The 24,279-nt window shown below is 41.8% G+C and carries 17 protein-coding genes and 3 tRNA genes; 11 read left to right on the plus strand and 9 right to left on the minus strand.

Annotation, left to right across the window (positions count from 1 at the left end):
- Window positions 1–91: 91 nt before the first annotated feature.
- Together glmU and V7L12_RS25285 are read left to right on the plus strand one after the other, a co-directional pair.
- Window positions 92–1,471 (plus strand): bifunctional UDP-N-acetylglucosamine diphosphorylase/glucosamine-1-phosphate N-acetyltransferase GlmU, encoded by a 1,380-nt coding sequence (gene glmU, locus V7L12_RS25280; RefSeq protein WP_335088541.1) that lies wholly within the window; start codon window positions 92–94, stop codon window positions 1,469–1,471.
- Between the two features lie 111 nt (window positions 1,472–1,582).
- Entirely contained in the window at window positions 1,583–2,005 is a 423-nt protein-coding gene (locus V7L12_RS25285) for a DUF29 family protein (RefSeq protein WP_335088543.1), read from the plus strand.
- Here V7L12_RS25285 and V7L12_RS25290 read toward each other — a convergent pair.
- Window positions 1,996–2,949, minus strand: coding sequence for an isoaspartyl peptidase/L-asparaginase (locus V7L12_RS25290; protein ID WP_335088545.1), 954 nt, complete (start codon window positions 2,947–2,949; stop codon window positions 1,996–1,998). The two genes, V7L12_RS25285 and V7L12_RS25290, sit on opposite strands and share 10 nt — an antisense overlap.
- Entirely contained in the window at window positions 2,949–3,143 is a 195-nt protein-coding gene (locus V7L12_RS25295; protein ID WP_292749151.1) for a DUF2256 domain-containing protein, read from the minus strand. The genes V7L12_RS25290 and V7L12_RS25295 overlap by 1 nt, the downstream gene beginning before the upstream one ends.
- A 951-nt stretch (window positions 3,144–4,094) precedes the next feature.
- Between V7L12_RS25295 and V7L12_RS25300 the strand changes: the two genes are divergently transcribed.
- Both V7L12_RS25300 and V7L12_RS25305 read left to right on the plus strand, forming a co-directional pair.
- A complete protein-coding gene (locus V7L12_RS25300) occupies window positions 4,095–4,301 on the plus strand; it encodes a hypothetical protein (RefSeq protein WP_335088549.1) in 207 nt (68 codons plus the stop codon).
- A gap of 107 nt (window positions 4,302–4,408) precedes the next feature.
- Window positions 4,409–4,657, plus strand: a complete 249-nt coding sequence (locus V7L12_RS25305; RefSeq protein ID WP_335088551.1) for a hypothetical protein — start codon at window positions 4,409–4,411, stop codon at window positions 4,655–4,657.
- 973 nt (window positions 4,658–5,630) lie between these two features.
- Here V7L12_RS25305 and V7L12_RS25310 read toward each other — a convergent pair.
- The 6 genes from V7L12_RS25310 to V7L12_RS25335 all read right to left on the minus strand — a co-directional run bounded on the left by V7L12_RS25310 (window position 5,631) and on the right by V7L12_RS25335 (window position 19,023).
- Window positions 5,631–6,488, minus strand: coding sequence for a PEP-CTERM sorting domain-containing protein (locus V7L12_RS25310; protein ID WP_335088553.1), 858 nt, complete (start codon window positions 6,486–6,488; stop codon window positions 5,631–5,633).
- A 948-nt stretch (window positions 6,489–7,436) separates the two neighbouring features.
- Window positions 7,437–10,493, minus strand: coding sequence for a hypothetical protein (locus V7L12_RS25315; protein ID WP_335088555.1), 3,057 nt, complete (start codon window positions 10,491–10,493; stop codon window positions 7,437–7,439).
- A 30-nt stretch (window positions 10,494–10,523) separates the two neighbouring features.
- Complete coding sequence (locus V7L12_RS25320) at window positions 10,524–11,342, minus strand: hypothetical protein (RefSeq protein WP_335088556.1); 819 nt, start codon at window positions 11,340–11,342, stop codon at window positions 10,524–10,526.
- Between the two features lie 45 nt (window positions 11,343–11,387).
- Window positions 11,388–13,271, minus strand: coding sequence for a tubulin-like doman-containing protein (locus V7L12_RS25325; protein ID WP_335088558.1), 1,884 nt, complete (start codon window positions 13,269–13,271; stop codon window positions 11,388–11,390).
- 20 nt (window positions 13,272–13,291) lie between these two features.
- A complete protein-coding gene (locus tag V7L12_RS25330) occupies window positions 13,292–15,091 on the minus strand; it encodes a vWA domain-containing protein (protein WP_335088560.1) in 1,800 nt (599 codons plus the stop codon).
- 1,010 nt (window positions 15,092–16,101) lie between these two features.
- Window positions 16,102–19,023 (minus strand): GAF domain-containing protein, encoded by a 2,922-nt coding sequence (locus V7L12_RS25335; protein ID WP_335088562.1) that lies wholly within the window; start codon window positions 19,021–19,023, stop codon window positions 16,102–16,104.
- 110 nt (window positions 19,024–19,133) lie between these two features.
- On the opposite strand from V7L12_RS25335, the gene V7L12_RS33360 reads away from it, so the two are divergent.
- Genes V7L12_RS33360 through V7L12_RS25345 form a run of 3 tightly spaced genes read left to right on the plus strand, consistent with a single transcriptional unit; the run spans window position 19,134 to window position 20,678 of the window.
- Window positions 19,134–19,319 (plus strand): DUF6888 family protein, encoded by a 186-nt coding sequence (locus V7L12_RS33360; protein WP_442947921.1) that lies wholly within the window; start codon window positions 19,134–19,136, stop codon window positions 19,317–19,319.
- Window positions 19,316–19,507, plus strand: coding sequence for a DUF6887 family protein (locus V7L12_RS25340; protein ID WP_335088564.1), 192 nt, complete (start codon window positions 19,316–19,318; stop codon window positions 19,505–19,507). Before V7L12_RS33360 ends, V7L12_RS25340 begins: the two co-directional genes overlap by 4 nt.
- Before the next feature lie 28 nt (window positions 19,508–19,535).
- The gene (locus V7L12_RS25345) at window positions 19,536–20,678 is read left to right on the plus strand and encodes a quinone-dependent dihydroorotate dehydrogenase (protein ID WP_335088566.1); all 1,143 of its coding nucleotides are present in this window, start codon (window positions 19,536–19,538) and stop codon (window positions 20,676–20,678) included.
- A 17-nt stretch (window positions 20,679–20,695) separates the two neighbouring features.
- Here V7L12_RS25345 and V7L12_RS25350 read toward each other — a convergent pair whose 3' ends face one another.
- Window positions 20,696–21,415: a hypothetical protein gene (locus V7L12_RS25350; RefSeq protein WP_335088567.1), complete on the minus strand. Its 720-nt coding sequence runs from the start codon at window positions 21,413–21,415 to the stop codon at window positions 20,696–20,698.
- A gap of 541 nt (window positions 21,416–21,956) precedes the next feature.
- Here V7L12_RS25350 and V7L12_RS25355 point away from each other — a divergent pair.
- From V7L12_RS25355 to V7L12_RS25370, 4 genes are all read left to right on the plus strand, one after another.
- Window positions 21,957–22,086 (plus strand) — tRNA-OTHER (locus V7L12_RS25355).
- Window positions 22,087–22,135: 49 nt separating this feature from the next.
- A tRNA-OTHER gene (locus V7L12_RS25360) sits at window positions 22,136–22,264 on the plus strand.
- Window positions 22,265–22,317: 53 nt separating this feature from the next.
- Window positions 22,318–22,443, plus strand: a tRNA-OTHER gene (locus tag V7L12_RS25365).
- A 37-nt stretch (window positions 22,444–22,480) separates the two neighbouring features.
- The gene (locus V7L12_RS25370) at window positions 22,481–24,082 is read left to right on the plus strand and encodes a TROVE domain-containing protein (protein WP_335088569.1); all 1,602 of its coding nucleotides are present in this window, start codon (window positions 22,481–22,483) and stop codon (window positions 24,080–24,082) included.
- Window positions 24,083–24,279: the final 197 nt, after the last annotated feature.

Raw genomic sequence — 24,279 nt, forward strand, 5'->3', positions numbered from 1 at the left:
AGTCTTCTATAATTAGCTGGTATGATTTGAACCTGTATTTTAAAGTACCAACAGCATTAATCACAATTTCACTGATAGCTGATAGCTAATTATGGTAGTTGTAGCAATTCTAGCGGCAGGACGGGGCACACGGATGAAATCACGCTTACCCAAGGTTTTACATTCTTTGGGCGGGCGATCGCTATTAGAGAGAGTTCTCGAAAGTGTAGAACCACTTTCGCCCTCACGGCGAATCGTGATTGTGGGATATCAGTCCGAGGAAGTGCAAGCCGCCATGCATTCGATTCCCAGTTTGGAGTTTGTCGAACAAACTGTGCAATTGGGGACAGGTCATGCTATCCAGCAATTACTTCCTCACTTGGAAGACTACACTGGAGATTTGCTAGTACTTAACGGCGATTTACCGTTAATACGCAGCGAAACTCTTAAGCAGATGTTACAAACTCACATCCGAAATCAAAACGCTGCCACTATTCTCACCTCCCACTTACCCGACCCCACAGGCTACGGGCGCGTTTTTTGTAACGATGAAAATATTGTGCAGCAAATGGTCGAACACAAGGATTGTACGGCTACTCAAAGACAGAATCAGCGGATTAACGCTGGAGTTTACTGCTTTTGCTGGCCAGATTTGGCAAAGGTGCTTCCCCACCTTAAGGCAAACAATGCCCAAAAAGAATACTATCTTACCGATGCCGTGACTCAGGTGGGACAAGTAATGGCAGTGGATGTGGAAGATTACCAAGAAATTCTCGGCATCAACGATCGCTTGCAACTAGCAACAGCATCCGAAATTTTGCAAAAACGAGTCAAGGAAAAATGGATGCTGGCGGGTGTCACCCTCATCGACCCCACAAGCATCACCATTGATGAAACAGTGGAATTGCAGCCGGATGTAATTATTGAACCCCAAACTCATCTGCGGGGAAATACGGCGATCCAAACAGGAAGTCACATTGGGCCGGGGAGTTTAATTGAAAATAGTCAGTTAAGTGAAAATGTCACAGTGCAATATTCAGTAGTCATAAATAGCACCGTGCAGGCCGGAAGCCGAATTGGCCCTTATACTCATTTGCGCGGTCAGGTACAGGTGGGTGCTGGTTGCCGTGTAGGAAATTTTGTGGAATTGAAAAATACGCAATTAGGCGATCGCACCAATGCAGCACATTTGTCATATATAGGCGATACTGTTGTCGGCAATCAGGTGAATATTGGTGCTGGTACAATTACTGCCAACTATGACGGCGTGAAGAAACATCGCACCAAAATAGGCGATCGGACAAAAACTGGCGCCAATAGCGTTTTAGTGGCTCCACTCACTTTGGGAGATGATGTCTATATCGCAGCTGGTTCTACTGTGACAGAAGATGTGCCTGATGAGTCTCTAGTGATTGCCCGTAGTCGTCAGGTGGTGAAACCAGCTTGGCGCAGGAAAAGTGTTGACAATAAAACCACAGATCAACATAAATAATTCATCGGTGTTAATCGCGGTTGATTTGTGGTTTGAGAGCAGAAACCAAGATTTTTGCGAGTTGTCTAATCTAGCTAGATTAGTAGTAAAGCCAAAATCTCAACATATAACATGGAAGAACTGCTAGAACTTAGGCAATTTCTAGAACAAGGCAAAATCCATGAGGCGCTGCTGTTGGTGGATGAGTTAGAAGAAATGAGCCTCAGTGACAAAATCAATAAAATTGATAGTTATGGTGTAATTCTGCTCATCCATTTAATTAAACAAAAGGCCGAAAAACGTTCGACTCGCTCTTGGGATGTTTCTATAGAAAATACGGTGCGTGAAATCAACAAAATAAACAAGCGCCGCAAATCCGGTGGTTTTTACTTGAATCAGGCAGAATTAATGGATATTCTGGAACAAGGATATCAAGTGGCACTGAAAAGAGCGGCGCTAGAAGCTTTTGAAGGGCGTTATGAAGCCGAAGAATTAGCTGCAATGGTTGACCAGCAAGAAACTTTAGCCGAAGCACTGAAACTGATTCAACAATAGCCAATCAATTCACTATCATTCCATTCCAAAGTATCACCAATTTTTTCGCCGTCGTGGTAGGCGGCGAGTAAGATTTCACTAGTTTTTCCCCAAGCGATCGCTCCACTAGCATCTAAGGCGATCGCTCCTAAATCGCGTTTGTTCTGATGCGCTTCCCCAAAGGATCGGTGCATGGCCTCCTTCAGTGACATCCCATCAGTGACACGCACTACAATCCGCGCAGCTAAACACTCATCGATGATATCTTCACCAATGCCAGTACAGCTAACACCAGCATTACTAGTAGCATAATTACCTGCTGGCATCGCCGAATCACTTACCCTGCCAATCCGCTCAAATCCCTTACCACCAGTAGAAGTGCCAGCAGCTAACTTACCAGATACATCTAAAGCTACTATACCGATGGTGCCACGTCCGGCATTGCTGATTTCTAACAGTTCTGGTTCTGCTACCACGCCAGCCATTGTGCTTTTAAAATTATCCTGGCGCTCTTGTATCCACTCTTGTAACCGCAAATCAGTTAAAGCGTTATAGCTGGGAATTTGCATTTCCCGCGCCAACTCAGCGGAACCGAAATCTGATAGCACTCGGTCTGGCGAGCTTTGTAAAAATTGCGCTAAATCAATGGGATTTTTCACCCGCGAGATATTAATCACACCACTAAAGCGCCCTGATGCACCATCCATCAGGGAAGCACTCATACGAATTTGTCCATCAGATTGCAATACTGAACCAGTCCCAGCATTAAAGCGGGGGTTGTCTTCGAGCATTTGGCAACCCTGCACCACCGCCTCAGAGGCAGTTGCTCCTGACAATAGCAGAGAATAAACTTCTTCTATTACTGTATAGAGCGATCGGCGCACCGCCTCTAATCCGCCTTTACCGTGGAGAGAACTACCAGCCCCTCCATGAATAATTAATTTAGGTTGCACCTGTAACTCCATTAATCTCTTGCGCTATTTGCGTCTGTATTGCGGTTGGCTTCATTTTGAGCTTCAGAACGGCGACGACGACAACGTTCTGAGCAATATTTCACATCGTCCCAGCAATCTTGCCACTTTTTACGCCATGTGAAAGGACGTTGACATACCGGACAGATTTTTGTAGGTAAGTCAGATTTAGAACGAACACGTCCCATATAAATACTGTGTAAATGAGAATTTCATTTCCGAAGCAGATGGAAGATAATTATAACCAGTTTGCTATGAAGGCAGGATACATTCAACGAACAAATATATTGTCAATCTATCCTTAGACCTATTTGCAACATCTTTCCTAATACCAGAGAGGCTTTGAATCTTACTATCCTTCTCTTTTAGGGACTTGCAAAAAATAAATTATCCCGAATTATTTCTAGATTTGTAGGGGCGCAAGGACTTGCATTGGTGTCAACTTAAGGTTAAAGCTTTTAGCAGATTATCTCATTGCCTGTCGGAGACTGAGAATGCCTAATGGGAGGCAGCATTTCCAGCCTCTGATTGGAAACGAGATTTTAAAGGAGTTTTAGCTTAAGTTGACTGATACCAATCAAGGACATGAAACAGCCTTGCCCTTGTCAGGGGTGTTTCATTGCCTAAAAGGTGCTGATTTACAAGCGTTTTAAGCAAAAAAATCAGGTGAATAAAAAATCTGATTGCACAAGAAAATGGTGATGCCTCCGGCAAAGCTTCACTAACGCACTGAAATTGACTCTTTGAGATAGTAATTTTTCGATTACTAACTTCCCCAAATTTATTGCCTATGTTGTTGACAATATCCTTAATAGAACGAATGAAACAGCCCTGGAGGTTAGGGGGATTAAAAGTGCCTAAACTCATCTCGAAACACTTTTCAAACAACCTCTAAATACTAAATGCCGTAAGTAGCTTGATAATACATAGCAAAATACTTTTCAAACAATCTTTAAATCCTAGATAATGTAAGTAACTTGATAGTAGAAGGTTTTTTCTTTTTTAAAATAAAATTTAAGTAAAACTACTATTAATTGAATTCTAATAGTGCTATTCTTCTTTGTATGCCACTAAAAAACAAGTTGTAGTGGCACGACCACAAACAAGTTGACCTTACTAATTCTTAGGAAAGTAAAATCATGATTATTAACGATCTCTCTCATGTAGAAACCGTTCTTGAAAATGAGAATGTTCAAGGTGGAATAGCTTTTGCAGATGCTAATTCAAAAGCATTCGCTTTTGGTAAAAACATCGCTATCACCAGCATTGCCACTAGCACCGTTGCTGTCTCCAAGAAATACAGCCTATCTGCTAGTACCGGTTCATCTAGTTCTGCTGCCGGCTAAATATGCCTTAGTCCGACAGTGTACTACAGTGCATTTTAGATAGAAAAATTGCTGAAAGTTCTCAAAAACTTTCAGCAATACATTCGTTTTTCAAAGGGAGCTTTTTTATGGAACGATTAAGAATTTACGATCTCAGTTTTTGTGAAGATGAAGTTTCCGATCTTAGTCAAGTACAAGGGGGAGTTGCATCTGTTTACGCACGTAGTTATTCTACTGCTAACAAGAGCAGTTATAAAGTAGGCAAATACACTATTGAAGGTACTGTTGCTGGCGCTCTTGCTGGCGCTCTTGCTGGCGCTATTACTGATGGTGATAAGGCTATTGTATCTACCAATACATCGGCAACAGTTTCCTAAAGTCGGCATAACCAAATTGTAGGAAGCTTTTATGGACATCGCCCATAAAAGCTTGTTAAGAATATTTCTATACCTCTATCTCATACCACCTATAGCAGTATAAGATAGTAGGTAAAAGCGACACTTGGGCGTTGCTCAATGACTATGCTTGTTTTTGAGTTCAAAGCTTATGAAAAGTCAGCCCAGATAATAGCAGTAGATAATGCAACTCTAACTGTAAAAATTCATTCAAAATAGCTGTATTTGGCTATGGATGAATGTTAAAAATGATTTGCAGAAATTATTGAATTGATTGTGCTGTATTTGCAGCTAACTTTCTTTTTGCTAATGAACTTAACTCAATGGCAATACTTACCAGTGGAGTACAAGCATGGTCTTTTATCTCTTGGTTTTATGACAACTGTAAAAGGGGTACTCCGGGTTTAAAACCATTCATTTTTATAGCTATTTATTTGCATTTCTTTTATACTTGTATGTCAGGGTGCAAAATCACAAAATTATTTGCATACCTAATGACTTAAAGTTTCCATAAATGCCATTTCCCCTTAATTTTTTATTTTTTCAAGGAAGACGCTTTTTATAGCGGTTCTCGTTTATGTGAGTTACACCCGTAGTGGCATGGCTTGCCATGCCCCTACACCTTGTGATATAAAGTTGTGTACCGCATCTGAATGGGAACCGCTATATTAAGGTTTCTAGACCGTGCAGAGCGACATTAGCCAAAAGTAGAAAGAATAGAGTAGGGACGGAGCGCAGTTCGATATATCCTCTGTCTCAGTTTCCTAACGGTTTTGCTGATCTTACAGAAGTTTGCTACCTTTTGGTATAGAGCAGGGCATTAATAGCAACCCCGAATAACTATTACCGTTTTGGTCTGGCTTATCAGTCTCTTTTAGCCAGTTCGCTTTTACTATGGATTAATGTGACTTTGCTTTTGCTATCCATGACCTGAACTTCTCTTAGTGCAAACATACTAAACAGACCTTAAATCCTTATTAACCAACAACGCAGCCGAAGAAGCTCTTTTACGCTTGCGTATCGAGAGAGCACCAAACATAGTGCAACTAAACAGCGAACCTAGAATTGTTGAGGGTTCTGGGACAGTATAGACGCTCACCTGATTACTTTTAGATTCTATTAAAGTTAAACGAGTTGACTTATCGAAAGTACGGGAATATTTACCCTTAAAGCTAGTCAAAGCATATTCCTGTATTCCGCCAAAAGATTTATCAATAGAAGTCTGACTTGAATCAAAAGTTATGCTACTACTCGGTTCAAATACAAAAGCATCATTGTTACCTATAGTTGATAAATTTCCAGAAATCTTGAAAGAGTCCAAAAGCTCACGAGTCTCGCTGTCGTATAACTCATATAAGAACTCTCCACCAGCATTTGCACGTTCAGTCAATGCATCATCAATGGATGTTTTAAGGTTAAATAAGCCACTGAAATCAAAAGAAAACTCTTTGTCTACTATAAAATCATAACCGATAATCGCAGCGAAGCTTTCCGCCGACCCTGTATAGCCATCACCATGACCTTGAGCTTGGCTGAAGGACAAATTAGAGGCAGAGTTGTTTGCATCGATATTAAACTTAGCCTCAGCGTTAGCATCAGCAGTTACTTGACCACCTGTGCTAATTGTTTTAGTCACAGTATCAGTCAAAGTCCTAACATCTAAAGGGCTGCTACTAAAGTTGTTGATGTTGAATTTTGACTCAGAATATGCAATGGTAGCAGCTTGGCTCGGTAAGGTTGCCAATATCGAAGTAGCGATCGCTGGAGTAGCTAGTGTCAAAAAACGCTTTACAAATTTGATGTATTTTTTCATACAATTACTCATTTTTACTTTTATAATGTTAGGAGTGTAAATTTTTCATGCTTACTGACCCCTTGCTAATGAGCAGGAGTAAATTATAGGCAAGCATGATGGACAACTTGGGAAATTCTCAAGCCATTTTTGTCTTATGCAGAAGAAATCTTCTATTCTAAGAACAAACTTTTATTACCGTTTTTGTACCGTCAATTCAGTAATAACCGCATCAGTAATTTAGTCATAAATCCGGGACGGTCGATAATTGGTTACATACTTATACTAACCGTGATCGATTTATTTCTTGTAAAGTTTGAGTGAAACGGAGAGTTTTTTTATTGGTATTTACGTAAGGATTCAAGTAGTGAGGAGTTGACATAAGTGATGTTGTTGCCAAAGCATCCTTTGATGAGCAAGGAAATCACTGTAAAATCAAGCAACGATCGCCTGTACCAATTGTCGAAGTCAGAATTGGTAGCAATACGGTTCGGTTAAGGTGCATAGTCTAAAGATCACCCTTAGTGCCTCTTAAAAAGCTACGGTGTACACACAAGTCCTAAAAACCTAGCTTGAATAAGACTTTTCTCGTTCCCAGTCTGAAACTGGGAATGCATTCATTGAGTCTATGACTCTATATCTGACTGGAGGCACAAGGTATTCATTGGTGTCAACTTAAAAAACGTTTTGCCCTCACCCCCAGCCCCTCTCCCATCCGTGAGAGGGGAGCTTGAGATTCAATTCCCCTTCTCCCAAGGGAGAAGGGGTTAGGGGATGAGGGCGTGAGGTGATGTGTAAAACACCTACCCAATATAGCTTTCAGCTTAAGTTGACACCAATGCAAGGTCCTGTGCCCCTACGTTCGCGGAGCGTCCCGCAGGGATGGGATATTTTTTTCCTGGAAGCCTTTTAGGGGTTGGGTTAGGTCTATATTAAATTTCCAGAGAAGTCAAAAAGGTGATTGAATGCCTAATTCAGAGGGTTATAGTCTGAGAGTAGATGATCCAAAAGCTTACGTTCGTAAGGATTTAAATCTGAGGCAGATGTTCCGAATTCCTGTAATTTATGGAAGATAAAATCACGTTCAAGTGTTTCGATACGTTCTTCTAAGTCTCCATAGAGTTCCTGAAGGGTAAACTCAGTTGCTAAAGCTAAGGCAATTTGTTCTCGGTCTTTACCAATTGACAGACCCTTGAATTGATAATCACCTTGAGAATGCTGGGATAGTAGCCCAAGAGCGATCGCTAACAGCAGAGTTTGATAAGCTAGCTTTAATTCCCTACCAGAACCAATTTCCTCTGGGATTAAATCGGGAATGTTTTCGTCTAGCTCGATTTGTTCGCTCTGAGTACGTTCATAGCAGTCTCGATAATACTCAATTTGACTGAGAAAATAAGCCGGAAAGCCCAAGGAACGGGTCAAAATACACAACCGTTGCTCATCTTCAGCTACCAAGGCGGTTAAGCTACGACTAAAGCGACTGTAAAACGCAAAAACTTGTTCTTTATCTTTTGCTCCCACCCAGAGAGTAATCTCCCGTTGAGAAGTTGGGTTTAAGTTAGTGTCAATATCTTGAATTCGCAGCAATAAATTAGCGCTATCATAAAGTTGATTCAAACGCAGAGTAGCTGTATTGACGGCAATTAAATCTGATTGCTTTAATACTTCGCCAATAGACAAGTTACCCAATTGCTCGAATTGCTTACGAGCAAAGGGCATAAGTTGATTCTGAAATTCTTCAGCAGAAATTTTCCACGACTGAGAACGGCTAACCTGTTCCTGAGTAAACTTTTCTGTTGGTAATGTGGAAAGGAAACTTTGGTAATAAGCATCAATATCTGCATCAGTCAGAACTGTCAGCCGAATTTCGGAGAACTTCGTGGTAGCTTGATCGCGTTGAGCAACCAAATTATTGTATATCTCAGAGAAATCGGCCAGAGTTTGACGTAAGGTTTCAGTTCTTTGTTTAGCTGTTTTAATCAAATAATTTAACGCCTCGACACGGAGATTTTGGGCGTATAAATCGTACTCTAACTTTAATTGTTCATTATAGCTGCGACGCAATTCGACAGCGGTTGCTTTAACAGTGCTTTCTAGGCGTTTAATTTGTTTCTGAACCTTCTGAATGCGATCGCGAATATTAGTGCTGTACTTGAGCCAAACTATACCTAAGTAAGTCAAAATTGTTACCGCAGTCCAAAGCAGATAAGTAACTAAGTTAGCCCAAAACTTTTGTAATAACAGCCATAGTGTTGATTGACTGAAAATTCCGGTCAGAACCAGCAAGGCGAATAAAGCACCAGTAACCAAGGTAGGATAAACGATCAGATACTGTGAACGAAAACGGTTTTCTTCAGTTAGCAGTTCATCTAAGTTATCTGTAGCTGTTTCAAGTTGATTTTCAATGGCCGTTAAGTGGTTCTGAGCGACAACGATCGCAGCTTCGGCTTGTTCACGAGCGCGATCGAGCGCTATAAAACGAATTTGTCGAGCTTGTTCGATTTCTGCATTTAACGCTTGGCGATACTCAGCAATTGCCGTTTCTAACTGTTTCTGAGTTGTTTGTAGCTCTTGCAGTTGTTCTTCAGACTTTCTTTCAGCTAAAATATCTTGTAATTGTTGCTGCCGCAATTTTAAGGACACAACTTGGTTGAGTAGCTTTTGAGTGGCTTCTTTATCAATTCTTACCTGCAATCTTGAGTCGAGAAATGCTTCAGCCGCACGCAGTTCTGTAACAAGATTCTGGGATTGATCGCCTATGGCATCCGTTTGCAGTTCCAAATACAAAAAGGTCAATATGTTTAATAGCCTAGCTGCTTCATGCAAGCCTCTAGGTGTAGCATCAGCATAGCGATTAATGGTGCGGTCTAAGAAGGCGGTTAGTGTTGCCTGTAATTGTTTGCAACAATTTTCCAGCGTGCGCTTATAGGAAAGTAGCTCTTTATTTTCAAATTGCCGATAAGCGCGCTGCAATTCCATCCCATATTCCTGAGCCTGGCCAGCACGCATCTCAAGGCGCGGATTAAAATCTTGCCAAACTGGTTTGCCGTTGTCTCGTTCTAATCCGAGAAAAGCATTACTGAAATCTTCGCTGAGTATAAATCCTTTGGCATCTAACAGGCATTTGCGAATTGCCTCTGGAGTAAATTCTGCCTTCGGTAAAAACTGCTCCATAATAGTATCGGCAGCTAAGGCAGCACTCAAACGATTAATAGTTGTTTCTCCTGCGAAAAACAATTCTCCATAACCAAATGAACTGTAAGCGGGTATTTTCCCCCGCACTTTTTGTGCGCCAATCAATAAGCCGTTGGTTTCCGGTTCCACGGTGAGAAAGCCTGCCAAAGCATCAGCATAGCTAGGTAAATTATCCCTCAGTCCCCCAATTCGTTCGTCCATCAGCCAGCAGTTATCAAAAGGTGGTACTTTTTGAGTACCTGTAATCACAACGCCACTGGTCATTTTGTAATCTAACTCTTTCAGGAGCGTGTAAGCAGCACCGTAATCAGCAGTTGTGGCTTGGGTAAATAACCCTGGCAGTAGCAATAAAGCTTCTAAGCTGTAAGGAATATCTGTAAAGTACTTAGAAAATAGCCAACGAATTAAGCGTACTATGTCAAAGACTACTCCCCTAGCAAATTGATTGCTGACTGACAGCATGAGATATACTCGATGGCTGCTGCTGATTTCCACTCCTTGGCGTTTCGCTGCAATCGCTTCTTTTGATTGACTAGCCGTTTTCAACAATTCGATCAGTGCAGTTTGCAGTTCGCCAGTTCCTTCGCTGAACTGGGTACGAATTTTGGAGACATAAGCTTGTTTACTATGAGTTTGAGCCAGATCAAAACTCGTGTCAGCAAACCGATCTAACTCGCCACTAAAGCCAAAAGTTTGACCATCCCAAGTTAAGGTATAAGTTTGAATTAAACAGGTTTGATCGGCTGGTAATTCTTGCAGTTGCCGTTTAATGGCTGCACAAAAAGCGGCACTGTGAGGATCGAGTGCAAGTAAAATAGTTGGTTTTGGCATGGGGACACTCTCAGAGTGCAAACTATGGGGCTAAATAATCACATCTAAATCTTCCAGGTAAGCTTCAATTTCCTGGATTTCCATTTCTACCTGTTCTTGAATCTGGGCATCAACCTTGCCTCCCTTTAAAACCTGATTGAGGTGATTGATGTAGTTTTGCAAAGTAAATTTGGCTTTGTCTTGGTCTTCGTGGGTAATACGCTCAACTTTGTGAGCAATTTCCTTGACTAGAGGTAAATTACTTTTGAAAGCTTTAAATGCTGACTTGCGATCGCCTCCCAAAGGCAAAACTCCGCCCTCTAATCTTTTCGCTTGTTCTGTAGAAACAAAATATTTTTTACTCTGATTGACAACCAATTTATAAGGATCGGGTGCCAGCGCTAAGGCAAACCAACGCAACGCCCCACCGTCGTCTTCTGGAGGAATTAAATTGGCTAAGTTTGTCCAATTGCGATGTAAGTGTTTGAAGACTTTATTCGGATCTAGATAAGCTGACTCCAGATCCCTCATTCCGTTGAACGCAAATAAGGGAACACCGACTTCCACCCGAAACAGCATCACCTTATGGGGTTCGCCTGTCGGTACGAAAGAAGGATTATTATTTCCTTTAGGCAAGCGATTAGAAAGAGGTGGATCGCTAAAAATTGTGTTGTTGCTCTCTACTCCGTAGTAATAAAATTCTGTGATTAAGTGCTGCTGTTGAATAGGAATTTCCGATACTTCATACTGCCAAAGAGGAACTGCAAGTTTGCCAAGTTGTTGCAAATCTTGCCCCGCATCTTCGGGATTACTATCTGCTAAAACCTGCTCAACAGTCATACTGGTGAGAGGATAGTAAGCTTCATCCACAAATTTCAGAATTTCGTTTTTGACATCTTCAGCTTTTTTCTCAGATCAATTCGTTAAAGTTTGAGACTGTTCTCGATGCCAACGGATAAAATCTTCGCCAGTAACTTTGGGGCGTTTCGATTGCAGATTGATGCGCCCAATGGTGTGAATAAAAGGATTATCGTTACTTCCTTGACGATTGACCTCGTGATAACTCTGTTCTATATCTCGATAAACTTTATCTAAGTTGCTGTGTAGACGCTGACACTTTTCCTGGATTTGCTCTACCTTAGCCCGCAGTACACCATAGAGTTCAGCCGCTTTATCACACCGTTTCCAATGTAAATAAGTCTTCCACTTTTGGTCAGCCCGTTCTTTGTATCTCTGACAAGCTGCTTGGATCGTGTTTTTATTTGGGAACCAAGTTTCTGCAACTTCTTTAATCTTTTCTTCTTGTGGTTCTAATTTCAAAGCATTGAAACTGGATTGCGCCTCTTGCGACTTACGCTGGACACCTTGTTGTAGTTCGTCTAATTTTTGGGAAAGGTTACTCAAAAATTCCAAAACATAAGCTAGTCCATTGGGACGATTAAGACTGCGTTCCCAGAAAGTTGCGATCGCAGCAGATGTAGTCTGCTCTAAGCGATAAAAACTCAATCCCAGTTCTTGAGCTGTCCGTTGTTCAAATTGATCTAACTGCCGTTTGTAAAGTTCTTTTATTGTCGGCAAAGCTGTGCGATCCTGACGGATTTCGCCAATTCTAAATTCGGGTTTCATCTGTCCGCCGCGATCGCTTTCAGTCAATGCATTTAGGACAGTAGTCGCTTCTGCTAATTTGCAATCTTCCAAAAACCGGGTGATGTCACTTTCTAGATCAAGTGTTGGGGTAGATGCCATCAACTCATTCTTCAGCAAGCTTTGAGCATCCTCTAATTTCATCCGCTCATATTGCTGTACTGGCAGAGTCAGGGTAGCAAACCCAAAACTACAGTAATTTATATTGCGTCCTCGAACTTTTTCACCAGTTGCCAGATAAGCGCGAATATTATCAGCAACGTTAGCAGCGTCTAGACCGATTTGAGAACCAATCTGGATGTACAAGCCATCTGCAACTAAATTTTGCAAATCGTCAGGACGACCAACTACAGTTCCATTTTTGTTAACCCCGTCAATTAAAAATACAGCATCAAAGGGAGGGCGATCGGCTTTGACTTTTGTGATCCCATAATCAATCTCAATACTATTAGATGGTGACAATCCCCAAAAGTGTTCGATTTCCTTGAGAGCGCCATAGGCATTAGACTTCACCAGGTGAGTTTGGGGAATATTGGCAAACACTCTGGGTAAAACAAATACCCCCGTAATATTAGAAAAATTATTCAGATGTCCCCGTGTTAAAAAAGCTGTATCTAAGAATGTGCCACTGCCCGTTCCACCAGCCAAACTGCCAACAATAAAAACTTCGACACCATCCCGACTGGAAACTTGAAAGTTATCTGAAAATGCTTGTTTACTAGTGCGAATTTCGCGGACAGCATTGATTGCTTGAGCGATTAAAGCGTCAATATCGCCTACTTTCGCAAACAAGGCGAGCCGTCCCCGTGCCCGAATCTGTCCGGCACCACTGATCAAGCTAGCTGCGGAAATATCTCTAGGCCACCATTCAGCGATGTGGTCGTTACGTGTTAGCGGTAGGGGATTTGCGACAGAAATTGCATAAAGTTCATTAGGCTCTAAGACAACCTTGGTGCCATCAGGTGATTTTTCTCGTTCTTGGATATTTTCAGTAGTATCAATTGAAATAAAACGAATAACTTCTGGAACTGAGCCGTAAACATCTATAAATCGCTTTTTAAGTTTGAGTACAACTTCATAACCCGTTCCTCCTAGCCCGATAACAACGGTAGGACGAAAAACAACCGTGGGACGCACAACCGTGGGACTTAACATTCACTTTCCTGTGATATTATTCAAAAGTTTGTCTGCCCACTGCCTGGCTCAGAGGGTCTTTGGTGTTCAATCCAGTTGAATTGCAACTTAACGTTGCCAATCTGGATGATGTCCTCGTTGAAGAGTTCATCTGTATTTATGTTTTTAGTATTGACAAAAATTACACCTTTCAAACACCGCAAATCTATATTCTTTTTGCCTAACCGCCAAACTGTGACTAACTCGGCATCAGAATTTGTTGCAGCGATAGCTGGTATCAAATCACTCAGGTATACTCTACCCTTTTGTAGGTGAGTGAGACTAATCTCTTCGTCTTCCGATGATTGTGGCAGTGGTTCCAGCACTACCAATGCTCCTTCTAAGCGTTTACGGTTGCGGAAATCTTCTACTAATTCCAAGGGGGTTTTGCGTTGAATCAAACAAACTACTATCAGAGCAATTAACAACACCAACAGCAGTAAGAGCAACCAAATAACTATTTTTCGCCATAGTGGCATCAAAATATACAGATGAGCTTCCGCACTGACAGGATTAGCAATTGAGTTATCTGGGGTTAGGACTAAGGTGAAAGTGCGATCGCCTGCAAAACTGCTATCAGTAACGTGCAACTGCACAGGAATTTTAGTTTCTCCTGGTTGTAAGGATATGGCTGCTGAAGGTTCTGCCATAGAAACGTCTTTGAAATTGCCTTGCAGTTGTAAGCTAGCGATTCCAGATATATTAGTGCGAGCTACAAAAATTTGGGTTTGAGTGGTTTTGCCTGCTTCTATTGAGCCAAAATCTATCTTTGTCGGTTGTATTTGTAGTTGTGACTGAATGGTTACAGGGAGGTCAATTTTTATTGGTGCGTAGACGCCTTGCGGCTTGTCGCCAGACATCGCTTGATCTGCGCTGATCAACACCAAGCGCAAGTTATTAGTGCCCCCCTTTGCCTCTGGTGGTATCTGTAAACGCACAGGAATGGCTGTTGCTTGATTAGCAACTAAGTCGATGGTGCGATCGCCTGGAATTAAGCGAATACCACTTTGATTAGGGTCTTCCAGTTGCAAACTGACCTTAGTATTGACATTACTGATAGTATTAACATTGAGCGGTTCAGTAGTTGTTCCCGGTAATACTGGTGGCAAATGGGCAGTGGGTAAATTAACATCAAGTTTGGGTGTAATCAGTACTGGTCTGATATTTTGAGCCAGTTGGTTGAGCTGAACTCCTCCAGGATCTCGCAATACCTGCCCCTTACCGCAAAGCGCTGGATTGCTAGCAAAGTCATTCAGCTGCTTTTCGTGTTCTTTTAATCCTAAAGACACAAAAAATATATAGGGTTTGCATTGTTGCTCACGTAGAAATTGGGTATTACCAGGAATAGAAACAGGATTAGGAATACCACGTACATCTTCTAATCCGTCTGTCAGAAATACGATACTAACAGTACGACCAAGAGCATCAGCACGTTTATTTAACAGGGCAGAATGTTGCAAAGCCTTTTGCACAGCCTTACCTGTATGAGTACGCATACCCTCAGCTTGAAGTGAGCTAATTATTTGCTTGAGTTTGCCTCTGTCTGGATTACTGTTAATAGTGATATCATTGGCGTTGAGGGTGACATCTTGATCGAAACTATAAATAGTAACGGTATCCCCTAATCTGGCCGTGTTAACAAATTCAGTAATAGAATTTTTGACTGGTTCAAAAATGTTTTTTGTTCCACCTAAACCACGCATGGAAGCAGAAGTATCTACTACTAAAATCCAGTCAATTCCTCCTTTAGGAATAGTCTGAGCAGATGCACTACAAAAGTTAGTAATTGATATTAGAGCCAAAAAAATAATGCTTCGGATTGAACTAAATCTCAACCAATGCTTGAAGTATCTAAAACTCATTGATAGATTCCTCCAGGCATATAAATTTTATATTGGTCTTCCTCAAAGCGGTAGTTTAAGAGTTGAGATTTAATCATCTTGATGCTTTTAAATATCTTGTCGTAGTATCCAGATGTTCCTCTTTGCAGTAAACTTAGATTCCATAAAATTACAGTTATAATTTGATGCACTGATTTCATCTTATTAACTAATAAAAGTAGACTTTTTCTGCTATTGCTATACCCAAAATTGATATAAATATTTGATTAAATACGTAAATATGATATTTTATTTAAAAATAGATATTAATTTAATTATTTATAAAAATTTTTAGATAATATGGCGAAACTAAACCAATATTTAAATATTGGAAAAGCACTAAAGAAAAGAAAATTGCTAATTATTTACTTTATCATCATCTTTGCGTATGAACTTCACAGAAAATTTCGATGAGCTTTGGCTGACTAATTATTTTTTTATTTAAAAAATAAATGGTATTGATCAGCCTTTTATCAAGTTACATGTTAACTACTATTATAAAAAATGTCACGTTTTTCTGTAAATATTAAAATTATCAAAAGTTACAACTTTAGCTATTTATTGAATCAGTAAATATATCCAACATAGTTGAGATAATTGCCAAGATAATTTTATATTTCCGTTTAATTAGCCTTGACAGTTACAAAGATAAATTGTTAACGCTTATAGTGATAGAAGTTCCCATGTCAGTCAATACAGTTCAGAATGAGTAACAAAACCCTGATGTAGAGACGCAATTTATTGCGTCTTTAAAGACCAATTAGCTACACCAATAACCCTTAACCCAAGCGTATTGCCGTATAAGTAAGTAAGGTACAAAAAAATAATTAGCCACAGTAGCACAGTTGTGCTAACCTTCCGTGCGGGAAGATGAAGCGCATCTGCGTTTAAATTTCAACCCTTAATTTGCCACGATTTCACCCAAAGCAGCACTAAGAATCATGAGCAGCTAACGGCAACAACAAGCGACTGACTACCCGATTATCTGGTAACTGATAGAAATTCAACTCTCCTCCTAGTTCTTGCATGAGGTTTTGGCAGATCGCCAGATGTAAAGCTGGTGGTTGGTCGAGGTTGGAAGGAGCAAGCACATCTTTAGGTGTATTATCATGTAGTTCTGTGAGTAGCTGTGGTTCGATCGCACCGTTATATGTGATCGATAATTCTAGCGATGTCTGATGTTCAGCCCCTCCACTTGTAGAAGAATGCTTTGTATCTGAAGGTTTTGACGCATCTAAACGGCGACACCAAATATCAATTCTGCTGCCGGTTTGAGAACGGTTACAGGCAGTAACCAATAATTCATGGATAACTAATTCAATTTTGACAATATCACCAGTGATCGCCATTGCAGATTGAGCGCTGGAGGTAGGAACGCTTCTAACTAATGAAGAATTCTTGGGCGCTTCTTGCTCGTCAATTGGTTGTCCCAAACCATGTACACCAATCCACAGCTTTTGTTGTTTGAGTAAATTTTCAATCCGTTCGAGCGATCGCTTTAGTAAACTGGCTATGGACATAGTTTCCCAACTAATATGTAGCTGCCAGTTCTCAAGTTTTAGCATTCCACTCATGGAGGTGGCTGTATGGTCTAACTGCCGCAGCAATAGTTGGTAGCGCATCTGAGTCAATTCATTAGCAGGAATGCCCAAATCGTGTATTTGTTTAAGGGAGTGCGCCGTTATTCTTTGAATTTCCTCTAAACGGCGATGTTTATACCAGTTGAGTTGTCGTAATTCTTCGGTTGTGGATTTTAAAAGTCGGGTAATTTGCTTTTCACGACGCCACCAGGCTAATTGAGAAATCAGAGTTGCTGTTGCACTCAGGTTTTGTTCTGACCAGCGACGGTCTTGATAGTCTACAAGCAACACTACACCAGTGGTTTCATAATCAGCAGTTGTACGTAATGCCATTACCAAAATTTGACTTTTGTCTGGAACATTCAACCATTTCCGGGTTTCTGGAGGTAAATTATCCACCTTCAAAGTCAGGTAAGTCTCTGTAGCAAGTGCCCACTGAATTAAGGCTTCAGCCTGGATAGAAATAGATGCATCAGAAAAAATCCCAAATTGGCTATTGTCAATCACTCCAGGGATAATTTCTGCCCAACTTTCACCAGGTGCCCAGGATAGCATTAGCGCTAGGGGACAACCCAAAATTGATGCTATTTGTTCGAGTGCTGTACGTTCTAAATGCTTTTTTTCGACCTCAATCCTGTTCTGGGATTGTGTCAGGATGCGTAAGCATTGCTCAAATGCCTGAGAAGTTTTTTGCTGCTGGGTAGTGCGGTTATGTAATTGCCACTGACGAACAATTACACCAATCTGTTGGCTGACAGCCCACAGCAATTCTTTTTCTAGAGTTGTCCAAGAACGATGGCTTTCATGAGTAATCACCAAAAGTGCTGCTGGTATATGTTCGTGAGTGCATTTACAAACAAGTAGCGATCGCACATTATTCTCTAACAACGAGGGTCGCCAGTTAAAAAAGCGTAAATCTTCATCTAAGTTCTCAATTTCTACCGCTTGAGTTGAACTTTCCAAAAGCTGCCCATCTAATTCTTTGAGACTATGCAGGGTAAATGTCAACGGTCGGCGATTATGGGGCTGACTTTGGTAAGTAAATTGATAATTCTTCTGCTCAGGGTCATACTGCAACACTAAAAAGCGGGTAGCACCTAATCGAGCTAAAACTCTTTTAGCACAACTGTGTAAAGTTGTCTGAAGGTCATGTTCGCTATAGATACCTTGGGCAACTTGGCTAGTTAGTTGAGCATCCTCTTGAATCTGTTTGATAGTGCTTTCCATGCTTTCGGTAGGTGTAACTAGGGAGATTAAACCAGCAACACCCTGGACGAAATTTTTGTCTGTGTCCGTCCAGATGCGAGGTTCATTGCTTTCCACCGCCAGAAAACCGACTAAGTTCTTTTGCCAGATAATCGGAGCTGCTAGGAGTGATCGCACCTTCAAGCGTTGCAGCAATTTAGCTGTAAAATGACTATTTAAAGAACTGCGGGCATCACCAATCGAGACTATTTGGTTTACTGCCAAAGCATAATAAAAATCGCTCAACTCTTGTACAGTCATTCCCGCTGCTTGCTGACTGCTAGAATTGCGATCGATTTTGACCAGCTGATTGCTCATTCGACACCAAAAGTAGCGCCCTTCTCGCTCAAACCAGTAAACATTTGTCCGGTTGGGGGAGACAAATTTATGAGTTGCTTGCACCGCTACTTCAAGCCTTTGATTCAGATTACTGAGGGTGCGTAAATTTTCTAGCAGTTCTAATAATGGCTCGTCGGTTCGCCTGGTTTGCCTTTGCTGCTCATGCATCTCATTTTGATAAAGCACTGCCCCTAGTTCACCTAAAACCATCATCAAACGTGCTTTTGTTTCTCCTGTCAGTAGGTAGCCCCAGCGTTCTGAACCCAATAACAGCAAGCCCAAGCAACGGTCTTTGGAGCGAATTGGTAAAATAATCGTTCCTTGGATGTGGGATTTTTCGGCAATTTTTCGCCATTCGGCGGCGCGGATTTCAGTTTGCAAATCAGCAATGCCTAAAGGATGCTGTTCAATTACTACTTGCTCTAATAAATCTCCAGGACTTAGAACAACCCTTTGGCGTAAAAAGCTCGTGTCACGATCGGGTGTGATGCCCCCTTTGCCGAATAATATGTGATTCAGGCGATCGTAAAGAGCAATCCAAATCAGTTTGTAGTCAAACTCTTCTTTGAGATAAGAAATAGTAGTTTCAATCAGAACGTCAACATCATCTTCTTCTCTGAGGCTCTGGAGGAGGCGCCCCAAAGAGAGGATCTGCTGTTCGGCGGCTATAGGTTTTTGTGGCTGCCCCATCTGATTTATTGGTTAACATAACTTGTAATATATAAGATGCCCAGAAAAGCACCCTGAGTAATATTGCCACAAGTGTTTAATGTTGAACCTAAACAGCTCAATAAGCGGTTATGTACCCACAAGTACCTACAGCAAAACAAACCGTTGAATTTTTCTTAGTTTGCGTCAGATTAAGTAATGTACTTCAGCCAATTAATATAGTCAGACTAGATGACAGAACCAACCAAATTTATATCTTAGCTGGCGATGACATAGAAGTGCTAATTTACCCAAACGGAAAAGTGAGGTTTTTATGACCGATATAAATCTTGCCGCAATGAGCAGAGAGCAATTGAGAAACTACGTGAAAAAACATCCACAAGACCAGATTGCATTCCAAGCATACATGGACAGACTACAAGATGAACCTGGAATTGAGATCGCTTCAATGGATCAATTTGAGCAGCTAGTCCGCGAGAAAATTAGACAATCCCAAGCGGAATGATCTGCAATAACTCCGAAAATAAAAGCTAATGGATATTTATAAATTTGCAATTAGTCCGCTTTTGTTCAATGTGATAAAAACAGACCCGGAGTGGTTACACCAGCAGACGATTCGTAGTTTTAATTGGCTATCGCAAAGAAATATAAGCCCTCCTGCTAGTTGGGTAAACCACCGCCTACAAAAATCCCTGTGTCTGTACGATTCCCGCCTAGAACAAAATTTGTTTGGGCTAAACTTCCCAAATCCCGTAGGATTAGCAGCTGGCTTCGACAAGGATGGAGTGGCTGCTGGTATTTGGTCTAATCTGGGTTTTGGCTTTGCGGAACTAGGAACTGTAACTTTTCACGCACAGCCCGGAAATCCGCGTCCCCGTTTGTTTCGCTTACCGTTGGATAAAGCTGCTCTCAATCGGATGGGCTTTAATAACAGCGGTGCAGCAGCAATGGCGGCACGTTTGGAACAAGAAAAGCATCAGTTAACCCGATCAATACCCATAGGGATAAATTTGGGTAAATCTAAGGTAACTCCCCTAGAAGCAGCCGCAAAGGATTATCTCGATAGTTTTCGTTTACTCAAGAATTTGGGAGACTATTTTGTTGTTAATGTATCTTCTCCCAATACACCAGGTTTACGATCGCTCCAAGATGCTTCTATGCTCAGTGCCATCTTAGATTTATTACAGCAAGAAAATAATGCACAAAAACCTATTTTTGTCAAGATAGCCCCAGATTTATCATGGGAAGCGATCGCTGACATTATAACTCTTGCCAAAACCTACCAACTGGCAGGAATTATCGCTACTAACACCACCATCCGCCGTGATGGACTAAAAACCCAGGTGATTGACCAAACGGGCAAATCACCCCAGGAAGAAGCTGGCGGAATTAGTGGTGAACCATTGCGCGATCGCTCCACTGAGGTAATTCGGTTTATTTGGCAGCAAACTCAAGGACAAATCCCGATTATTGGGGTTGGTGGCATCTTTTCTGCTGAAGATGCTTGGGAAAAAATTACTGCTGGTGCTAGCTTGATTCAGGTTTATACAGGCTGGATTTACGAAGGGCCAATGATGATACGCCGAATTCTAGCTGGTTTACTTTCCAAGCTAGAACAAAGCGGATTAAATTCCATCAATGATGCTGTGGGTTTAGAATTCAAAAATCAAAAGTAATTAATATTTTTGAATTGTTATCCTTCTTCCACTGGGAAAAACTCTTTAGTTTTTTCCGAGTATGACCAGGCAATACCATCAGGGTCTTTGCTACGACTCCACTCAGGAAACTCTGGATCGTTTCGCCGTTTATAAACTGTGCTGGAATACACATTGAGCCGTTTCGCCAGTTCAGATTGAATCAGAGAGCCAAAAACTAACTGTTTTTCCAGCGATCGTTTAACTTCCTCATGTGTTTCTTGTGGTAGTGATTCGGTTTCTGGTTCTTCCTCCTGTGGGGTTGGTGGTGCTAATAGCGATCGCGCAGTTTTAGTAACTGGTTGAGCCGGAAGTTCTTTAACTGGCTCACTACTGTCAAGAATATTGCCGAGAATGCTGGCAGTTATAAAGTAATAAGACTGCCCTGCATCTTCAGAGTTGACTATACTGGCACCAAATTCCGAGGCTTTACCATCCAAGTAGCGTTTTGCCGTTGTTCCAGGAAAATTGCCCTTGATTGCCAAGTCCATTGGTGTCAGTCTGCCCTGATTTTCGCGAACCAACTGATGAAAAATTGGGTTAACTCGCACAGTCCACTGTTGCCATTGATATTCCTGCCAAAGCTTGAAGCCAATTACCAGCACAATTACCGCCAGTAAAATTCTCCAAGTGGTAACTAGGAAAATAATCAAAAACGAGATGGGCAAAAGTAGAACGAGAAAAGCCTTGCCGTTACCTTCTATGGGTTTCTCACTCATGCCGATTTTTGCCAAGTGAATTTTGGGAAATAATATTATTATATTGGCAAAAATTGAGACACTTTTTTGTATCTTTTGGCAAAGTTGCGGCAAATTCCCTAGCAAAATCTTTACTCAGTAGGTGTTATAGGTTTATTACCCTCTGCTCATATAAGATTGGTCTGCGATCGCGCAAAAGTTTTTTACCAGAGAAAATAAGAGGGTTGTGATGAGAGCGATCGCCATACATCTCGGATAATCTGCTCCCGAAATTCTGAGCAATGGCTTGCTTGTACTCCTCAGACTATTCTTTCCAAAGCAATAATCCTAAATTGGTTTGTCAGACCCTTGACAATCGATATTACGCATACTACATTAATAATACAAGTCAACTTTCACTAGGAAGTTAGCTTTCACCAGTAGCGAATAGCTCAAATGGCAGAGCGCCCACCTTGCCCGGAAGGGCCGACGTATCGAGGGTTATCGCATATAACTAAAACACCCCCGATCAAACTTCTGGAGGTGTAGGTAAAAATCCTACTTCGTTACAGCTAATTTATATGTGGTGGGTAGCTCAGTGGATAGAGCGCCTAAATATCCTTATTCACCCCTTGCCTGTAAAGGCCGACGAATTGAGGATTATCGCCTGCCAAGCGGGAGGTCGCGGGTTCGATTCCCGCTCCACTACACCAAATCTAGTCCTGAAATTTTAATTTTGAATTTTGAATTTTGAATTTTCATGTGGCGGGTAGCTCAGTTTGGTAGAGCGCTAAACATCCTTGTTCACCCCTTGCCTGCAAAGGCCGACGAATTAGGGTTATCGAATCGGGTTCGAGAGGTCGCGGGTTCAAATCCCGCTCCGCTACACCAAAAAATTTTGGATTAAATTTAAAATCCAAAATCCAAAATCCAAAATTTTTATGTGGCAGATAGCTCAGTTGGTAGAGCGCCGAAAAACATCCTTGTTCACATCTTGCCTGAAAAGGCCGACGAATTAGGGTTATCGCCTCTTAAGCCGGATGTCGCAGGTTCAAATCCTGCTCTGCCACCTTTCATTTTTGCCCGCAAGGGCCGGGAGATGAAACGATGAATTACAATTTTTTTACTAAAAAGAAAACAACTACACCCCAAAATCAACCTATCCCCGGACGAGAAGCAGAAATGGTTCAGGGACGTTCCGGCGGCTGGATGTTTGATGCTGGTATTTGGAAAATGCTGCGCCGTTGTTTGTTGGTTGGCACAGCAAAAAGCACTTACTACGCTGGTAAACAGGAATTAACTGAGGATTTTGTGACAGTTGTCAGACAAGCTGTTGCCGAAAATCCTGGCCGTGTCGCAGAAGAAATTCTCTATGCTAGCGATGGACGCGCCATCAATAACAGTGCGCCTCTCTTAGCTTTGGTGCTGCTATCGATGGGTGAAGCACCAGAAGCAAAACAGGCTTTTGGTGAAATTTTCCCGCAAATTGTCCGCACTGGTAGCCACTTCTATGAATGGCTGAACTACACCAAATCTCTGCGGGGATTTGGCAAAGTAGTGCGAGAAGCTGGTAAAACTTGGCTTTCAAGGGAAGATGTCAAGGGTTTAGCTTATCAACTGTTGAAATATCAACAGCGTCAAGGTTTTTCTCACCGAGATGCATTGCGGTTGTTCCATGTCAAACCGCCTACAGAAAATCACCGTCAACTATTTGAATGGGTAGTTAGAGGCTGGGAAGAATTGCCAGCAGACATTCCCTCAGAGGCGTTGGCGCAGATTTGGTGGTATGAGTGGCTCAAGCGGAATCCCACCCAAACCCATGAAGCTATTTCCCAAGGACGTTTAACCCACGAAATGGCTGCACCTGTGGGCAAAATGGATAAGCTTGCTTGGCAACTACTATTTCAGGAAATGCCAATAGGTGCAATGCTGCGTAACTTGGGTTCTTTAACTGAACTGGGTGTGTTGCGAGCTGATGAAAGCGCAAATTTGCTGCAAGTGGAAACAGTTCTTAATCGCAGAGAACATCTGCGTAAAGGTCGCATCCATCCGATTGATGTTTTGAAAGCACTCAAAACATATCAATCTGGTGGAACATTAGGACGCAGTAAGAAAACTTGGAACCCAGTTCCTCGGATTGTAGACATTTTAGAAAAGGCGGTTGAACTGTCTTTTGATGTTGTGCAACCCACAGGTAAAGTTTTCATGCACGCCGTAGACGTTTCTGGTTCTATGGGTAGCATGGTTGCAGATATGGGACTGACTTGCTGTGAAATTGCCACCACAATGGCACTAGTGACAGCAAAAGCAGAGAAAAACTACATGATTCGTGGTTTTGCTACGGAATTCCGTGAATTGGGTATCACTGCCAAAGATAGTTTTAGTTCTGCGGTTCGCAAAGCTAGCAATCAAAACTTTGGTGGAACGGATGCATCTGTAGCTTATGACTGGATGATTAAGAATAAGTTCAAAGCTGATGTAGTGTGCTTTTGGACTGACTCGGAAAGCTGGGCTGGGTATAAGCATTCAAGTCAAGCGCTGAAGGAGTACCGCAAAAAGGTAAATCCCAACGTCAAGGCGGTGTATGTCACCTTGACACCTTACCAGATTACTTTGGTAGATCCTGAAGATTCGCTGTCTTGGGATTTGGCAGGGTTCGACCCAGGTACACCTCGGATCATCCAGATGCTGGCTACGGGTGAATTGTAGATATTGCTGAAGGATAAAGTTTTTCATCCTTTATCCTTCATACTTCATGGCGGGTTATCCTTGTTCGCAACTTGCCTTTCGGGGCCGAAGAATTAAGGTTATCGGTTACGTCTCCACCATTGTGGGATTAGCGGGTTCAATCCCCGCACCCGCCTTTGTTTGATTTTTTCCTCACGCAGGGGCGCAAATAAGAAGGC

This window comes from Nostoc sp., assembly GCF_036918245.1.
Classification (GTDB): Bacteria; Cyanobacteriota; Cyanobacteriia; order Cyanobacteriales; family Nostocaceae; genus Nostoc.

What these genes read in the sequence shown, in the direction of transcription:
- glmU (WP_335088541.1), top strand. Translation starts at nt 92, where the DNA reads ATGGTAGTTGTAGCAATTCTAGCGGCAGGACGGGGCACACGGATGAAA.
- V7L12_RS25285 (WP_335088543.1), top strand. Translation starts at nt 1,583, where the DNA reads ATGGAAGAACTGCTAGAACTTAGGCAATTTCTAGAACAAGGCAAAATC.
- V7L12_RS25290 (WP_335088545.1), bottom strand. Translation starts at nt 2,949, where the DNA reads ATGGAGTTACAGGTGCAACCTAAATTAATTATTCATGGAGGGGCTGGT.
- V7L12_RS25295 (WP_292749151.1), bottom strand. Translation starts at nt 3,143, where the DNA reads ATGGGACGTGTTCGTTCTAAATCTGACTTACCTACAAAAATCTGTCCG.
- V7L12_RS25300 (WP_335088549.1), top strand. Translation starts at nt 4,095, where the DNA reads ATGATTATTAACGATCTCTCTCATGTAGAAACCGTTCTTGAAAATGAG.
- V7L12_RS25305 (WP_335088551.1), top strand. Translation starts at nt 4,409, where the DNA reads ATGGAACGATTAAGAATTTACGATCTCAGTTTTTGTGAAGATGAAGTT.
- V7L12_RS25310 (WP_335088553.1), bottom strand. Translation starts at nt 6,488, where the DNA reads ATGAAAAAATACATCAAATTTGTAAAGCGTTTTTTGACACTAGCTACT.
- V7L12_RS25315 (WP_335088555.1), bottom strand. Translation starts at nt 10,493, where the DNA reads ATGCCAAAACCAACTATTTTACTTGCACTCGATCCTCACAGTGCCGCT.
- V7L12_RS25325 (WP_335088558.1), bottom strand. Translation starts at nt 13,271, where the DNA reads ATGTTAAGTCCCACGGTTGTGCGTCCCACGGTTGTTTTTCGTCCTACC.
- V7L12_RS25335 (WP_335088562.1), bottom strand. Translation starts at nt 19,023, where the DNA reads ATGGGGCAGCCACAAAAACCTATAGCCGCCGAACAGCAGATCCTCTCT.
- V7L12_RS33360 (WP_442947921.1), top strand. Translation starts at nt 19,134, where the DNA reads ATGTACCCACAAGTACCTACAGCAAAACAAACCGTTGAATTTTTCTTA.
- V7L12_RS25340 (WP_335088564.1), top strand. Translation starts at nt 19,316, where the DNA reads ATGACCGATATAAATCTTGCCGCAATGAGCAGAGAGCAATTGAGAAAC.
- V7L12_RS25345 (WP_335088566.1), top strand. Translation starts at nt 19,536, where the DNA reads ATGGATATTTATAAATTTGCAATTAGTCCGCTTTTGTTCAATGTGATA.
- V7L12_RS25350 (WP_335088567.1), bottom strand. Translation starts at nt 21,415, where the DNA reads ATGAGTGAGAAACCCATAGAAGGTAACGGCAAGGCTTTTCTCGTTCTA.
- V7L12_RS25370 (WP_335088569.1), top strand. Translation starts at nt 22,481, where the DNA reads ATGAATTACAATTTTTTTACTAAAAAGAAAACAACTACACCCCAAAAT.